The sequence below is a fragment of the Saliphagus sp. LR7 genome (assembly GCF_003344565.1).
In the GTDB taxonomy this organism is placed as follows: domain Archaea; phylum Halobacteriota; class Halobacteria; order Halobacteriales; family Natrialbaceae; genus Saliphagus; species Saliphagus infecundisoli.
Map to the genome: position 1 here is coordinate 1 of NZ_QPND01000051.1, position 4898 is coordinate 4898.

Annotated in this window: 5 protein-coding genes; 3 read left to right on the plus strand and 2 right to left on the minus strand. The window is 51.0% G+C overall.

Going from position 1 to position 4898, the window contains the following annotated elements; translation table 11 throughout:
* Positions 1-772 precede the first annotated feature (772 nt).
* The 3 genes from DVH23_RS22920 to DVH23_RS22930 all read left to right on the plus strand — a co-directional run bounded on the left by DVH23_RS22920 (position 773) and on the right by DVH23_RS22930 (position 3654).
* On the plus strand, positions 773-1561 hold the full coding sequence (locus tag DVH23_RS22920; protein WP_114579656.1) for an Lrp/AsnC family transcriptional regulator: 789 nt from the start codon (positions 773-775) through the stop codon (positions 1559-1561).
* Between the two features lie 613 nt (positions 1562-2174).
* Positions 2175-3092 carry a universal stress protein gene (locus tag DVH23_RS22925; RefSeq protein WP_114579657.1) on the plus strand — a complete coding sequence of 306 codons (918 nt, stop codon included), beginning with the start codon at positions 2175-2177 and terminating at the stop codon, positions 3090-3092.
* Between the two features lies 1 nt (position 3093).
* Positions 3094-3654, plus strand: a complete 561-nt coding sequence (locus DVH23_RS22930) for a hypothetical protein (protein WP_157972594.1) — start codon at positions 3094-3096, stop codon at positions 3652-3654.
* Positions 3655-4128: 474 nt separating this feature from the next.
* Here the strand turns inward: DVH23_RS22930 and DVH23_RS22935 are convergent, their stop codons facing one another.
* Together DVH23_RS22935 and DVH23_RS22940 are read right to left on the minus strand one after the other, a co-directional pair.
* The gene (locus tag DVH23_RS22935; protein ID WP_114579659.1) at positions 4129-4434 is read right to left on the minus strand and encodes a hypothetical protein; all 306 of its coding nucleotides are present in this window, start codon (positions 4432-4434) and stop codon (positions 4129-4131) included.
* Between the two features lie 161 nt (positions 4435-4595).
* Positions 4596-4898 (minus strand): hypothetical protein (locus tag DVH23_RS22940; protein ID WP_342764207.1); only part of this gene is annotated, 303 nt, incomplete at its 5' end.

Here is a 4898-nt window from a genome sequence, read left to right on the forward strand (position 1 = left end):
GAGCTCGTCTCCAAGGCTGTTGACGACAAAATTAAGCAGGTGCTCTTCCTCTACCTCGTTGTCTGCTTGGGTTTGTTGCACGCACTCTCCAAGCAGACACTTACTCTAACCCGATGTGATCGACTGATACTGGTTCGAACTCTACCCAATACATTCTTACCCTGTAATAAACATTAGATGAAAGCCGCATATCGATCCAATCTGATGCTCTGGTTGTTGTCGATCAATGTCCATTTGACACCCGGAGTCATTATTTAGTTAAAAAAAATTATCTAATGTCGATTTACGGTAAGCTTATCTCATGATAACGGCACCAGGTACAAACTACCAGGACGATGTCTCAAAGTAGAGGAAATATCGGTAATTTGCTGATCAATGCTCCTCAAATAGACAGTACCAATTTACCTCAATACCCGTTTGTTAGGGTTTCGAACGATGGATTGTGTACGCTACTCGTCTACGAGCAGAAAGAAATGATCCATCATATCGAAGAACTCGTTACCGATGACGGCGTCCACCTCAATCAGATGGAGTACCTTTGGTCACTACTCAACCCCTGGCTAGCAAGGATTTGGGAACTCTCGACGCAGGATTTGAACAGTCCATCCGAACCTACCAATTCGTACGGACATTAAACCTCATCGGGACGCCACTCCAAGGTCGCATTGACTGCTTCATCCGCAACATGTTTCAATAGAGTCGATAAGGACTGGGGCTTTTTCCTTGTGATATATCCCGAAGTTTACTTCTCTCCGGCAACCGAAGAAGATACATGGGCTACCGAATCGATAAAATTGATGAACGCGTTATTTATCGACTGACTGAAAACGCTCGGTACACCTCTGCCCCCGATATTGCTGATGAGTTCGACGTGACAGATGCCACGATCCGCAATCGGATCAACCGGCTAGAGAACAATGGCATCATCAGAGGCTACCATGCTGCTATCGACTATGAACAAACCGGCGACCATCTCATTGATTTGTTTATATGTACAACAAATACGGCTGATCGACGAAAACTCGCAAAGCAGGCGCTGCAGATTCCAGGTGTCGTGAACGTACGCGAAGTGTTGACGGGCCGCGGCGATTTGCACATCAAAGCTGTCGGAACCGACACTGACGATTTGGCGCGCATCGCACAGGAGTTATCGAACCTCGGGATGGAAATCGAACATGAAGAACTTCTTCATCACGAGCATCACGTCCCCTATCAGCCGTTCGGGCCAGAGGAGACACCATCAACGTCAGCCCTCACCGACTTTCTTAGCTTACGCGGTGGCGCCGAAGTCGTTGAACTCACGGTCTCCCACGATGCTCCGATTACTGAGTATACACTTGCCGAAGCGAATGATCACGGCCTGCTCAACGAGGAGGATAATATATTGATGACGGAACGTGACGGAGATGTGATTACTCCCCGCGGCCCAACACAGCTACAACCCGGGGACGTGGTCCGGGTCTTCTCGTCTGGTGGCGTCTCTCCTGACACGATAGAAGCGTTTTCCTCCAAAGAATACGACCAGGGGCAAGAGCACGTAGATACACACAATTCGCAGTAAACTACTCCACCCTACTCGCTCTCGGTCTTGCGACCCTCGGTCACTCATTGCGGGATTTCCTAAACTAACACATCGTGATGTCGAACAGTGACAGATCTCGCTCAAGATCCGTCTCTTCATCATAACCACGGAACTCACCCCAATCGCTCAGGCCCCATCATCTTGCCCGTCCGATATATCGTCCGTGTTTGAATTAGTCCGCTGTCTGAACGCTCCTTTCCGTACTCGCCGACACAATCTTCTCGGTCACCTACTTGCCGTGTATAACGGTGATCATGAGCCCAAGCCAGGCAAGCAACGTCAAGACGATTCCAGCGGTGAGCGAAACCATATATCATCACCGTTGAACCAGTATCCACAAATCTCTGACTTTCCCCCCAAATCGGCAGCTGATCGGTCAATGTAACTCGAAAACTGTAAAACAGTCATAAGAACTGAAAAGATTCCAGGTCATGTGATAACAAAGAATATCGGTATAGGCGTCCGACCAGGTACTTAGCATATTTGATCGGGATTTGACTTGAATGGTGGAAGAGAACTAGTGTACCCAATTCAGTTTGTGAGGAGAAATTAAACCCCGGTATTTATTCTCTCCCCTAACTTATTGGCGCGTATGAGCATCGGCAGTCCGCAGCACACTGACAAATCAGAGATTACCTCTGATATGGAGGATCCTGGCTCAGATCCGGCGGTGCTAGTCCCGGTGTTCGACGCGCTCCCACCACGGAGTGTACTCGACACTGCAGTTGGGCTCGCGGAGGCAACCTCGATGGAGGTACTGCTTATGAAAACTGTGAAAGTCGCGGACCAAACACCACTCGAACTGACCGATGCACTACTCAAGGAGCATCGAGAGCAACTTGCCAACGCGCTTGCCGCGGTGCCCGAGACGGAATCAGCAGTAGACGGGGTCACCCGCATCGGCCATACATACGAGGCCATTCTCGTCACCGGAGCCAACGATCATATCATTCCGACACTCGTTATGGAAGAATTAGAATTCAGCGGCCGATTGTCGTACTGGCCCTTCCGTGCTCCGCTTGCTGAACGGGTTGGCGTGTACACCAATTGTGACATCGTAGTGGGCAATCAAGCATCGGATTACGGTGACGTAGCCTCAATCTTAGTTCCGGTCGCCGGTGGACCGCACTCTGGTCGGGCCGTCGATGTCGCCTGCGTTCTTGCCGCATATCACGACGCGTGGATCGAATTTCTACATGTCATTGAAACAGATGCGTCGAACGATCAGCGTGAAGAGGCACACCAGTATCTGGAGACAGCCGTTGATCGAGTAGACGGAAACGAGAATTATGATACGTGGCTTCTTGAAGCGGATGATGTTGCTACCGAGATTATTGAACAATCAATATATTACGACATGACGATAATCGGAGCACCCACGAAGGGACGGCTCAAGCAGTTCGTCTTCGGGTCGACAACTGCCGATATTCAGGCCGAAGCAGACTGTACTGTCATGACAGTCCGTCGCCACACCAATCAATCATGGATGCAAAAATGGTTAGTAGGATAATATGAAGTGGCTTTCTTCGCAACCGGTTCAGAATATGGTTGCTGTATGGGAAACACACTTCAGAAATGGGATGTGCCAGTTTCTGATTAGTGGTGTTCTCGGCGGGACGATGGCTGGAATGAGCCTGGCTGTCAGCATGTATTTTGTGGATAGAACAGTCGGACTGCCGGTTATAAAAGTTGGATTTGGTGTCGCCGCCGGATTAGCGATCGCCAGGGTTGTCAGCGTACACGAGATCAGCGCGATAGAATCATTCGATGAGACCATTGATAATAATCCTGCTGAACAATGGATCGAAAACGATGATATAAGATACTCTCAAATGATTGCAGGACTGAGTCCGGTGCTCGGAATAGGGATAACACTGTTGCCCTTTGTCTTGCAGGACGTTCTCCTTTCCGACATGTTGGCTACAGTGAGTGCCGTCTTGGTCGGTGAATCTCTCCTCTGTGGCTTCGGCATGTGGGTCGGACTAGTCACTCATCAAAAATGGTATATTTCTGGTCCACGAATTGCAATTTTCGGACTTGTTACCGTCGGAATCACTGTCCTCATTCCTTAATCCTATCCTGAATGATCGGTGAGTGAACGCCGATCGTTTCTAAATAATAAAGTTTATGTCATAGATAGATATTCAAATGTGTATGCTAAAAATGCGACGGTAATGTAGAAGTCTTCACACTCGATTTCAGCTTTTATCTACGATAAATGACTAATCAACGAGCAGTAAATTAGACTGTGCTGGCGTTTCGTCTGGTTGATCTACCATTTGTGGAACCTTCCATCCCTCTGTGAGGTGGATCAACACCACCACGCGGTTGGTTACGAACTTGTGGTGGTCTGACCTGGACAGTACAAGCACCGCTCGCACTCGAGATACGAGTCGTCCTCGCCGTTGAATCGACCTGCTAACAATGCCGCCTCGCAGCGAGGACACGGATCGCCGTGTGCGTACTCCTCACTGGTTGGCGGATCCGGGGTCGTTGCGGCTAGCGCGAGGACGCGTGTTCTCGCGTTCGCCCGTGAAGGTTTGTGGTCAGCCATCGAAGAGGAACTGCGCGCTGGCGTCCTCGCCTGTGACCGTCTGTTGATCATCGGCCGTATCCGCGAACAGTGATGACTGGTCAGTGTCGTCGGCCTCTGACTGGCGCACTTCGACGCGGTCGTCGATACCGAACTGGCTGGCGGCGGGGCGATCGAGACACGTCTCTTGGTCGCGATGGCTGACGTCGGCGCCGAAATCCTCAAGGGAGGTCTCGACGCTTTCGTCGGACAGTTCGAGCTCACCATCGTTGGTGAACGCGGCTTGGTGCTGGATCGTGATCTCTGGTCGATCGCTCATCTGTCAACCCTCTACCCCTCTTGAGGGAGTGAACGACACCACCGGGCGGTGCCGGTTGCTAGGGCCTTGTGCAACATCGTTGCCGGTTCTCGCCCGCTGTTGCACAAGGCAACGAAACCCAGCCGACTTGCTATAATCGTCGGGATAGGCTGTGGGATCACTCACGACTCGTCTTCTTCACGCAGTTCTTCGGCACGCCGGGCAAGCATTTCGAGGATTGGAACGCGTTGCTCGTGTTGGTTTTCGTAGGCGACACACTCCTGGAGCGTCTCGAGATCGTGGATCATGACGATGCACGCGTCCAAGAGGCGTGGATTTGCTGTCCCAAGCCGTTGTGTTGGTGTCAGTCCTGACCGGCTGTTCTCCTCTCGGCTCGGAGTTCGATCGGCGTCGTCGCCCATAATTGATCTCACTTCACCCCTCCCGGGGTAACGAACAACTCCAGGGAACGGTACACTCTGTCT

Bases quoted from the DNA above. Each gene is read 5' to 3' on its own strand.
- DVH23_RS22920 (WP_114579656.1), top strand. From the start codon at position 773: ATGGGCTACCGAATCGATAAAATTGATGAACGCGTTATTTATCGACTG.
- DVH23_RS22925 (WP_114579657.1), top strand. From the start codon at position 2,175: ATGAGCATCGGCAGTCCGCAGCACACTGACAAATCAGAGATTACCTCT.
- DVH23_RS22930 (WP_157972594.1), top strand. From the start codon at position 3,094: ATGAAGTGGCTTTCTTCGCAACCGGTTCAGAATATGGTTGCTGTATGG.
- DVH23_RS22935 (WP_114579659.1), bottom strand. From the start codon at position 4,434: ATGAGCGATCGACCAGAGATCACGATCCAGCACCAAGCCGCGTTCACC.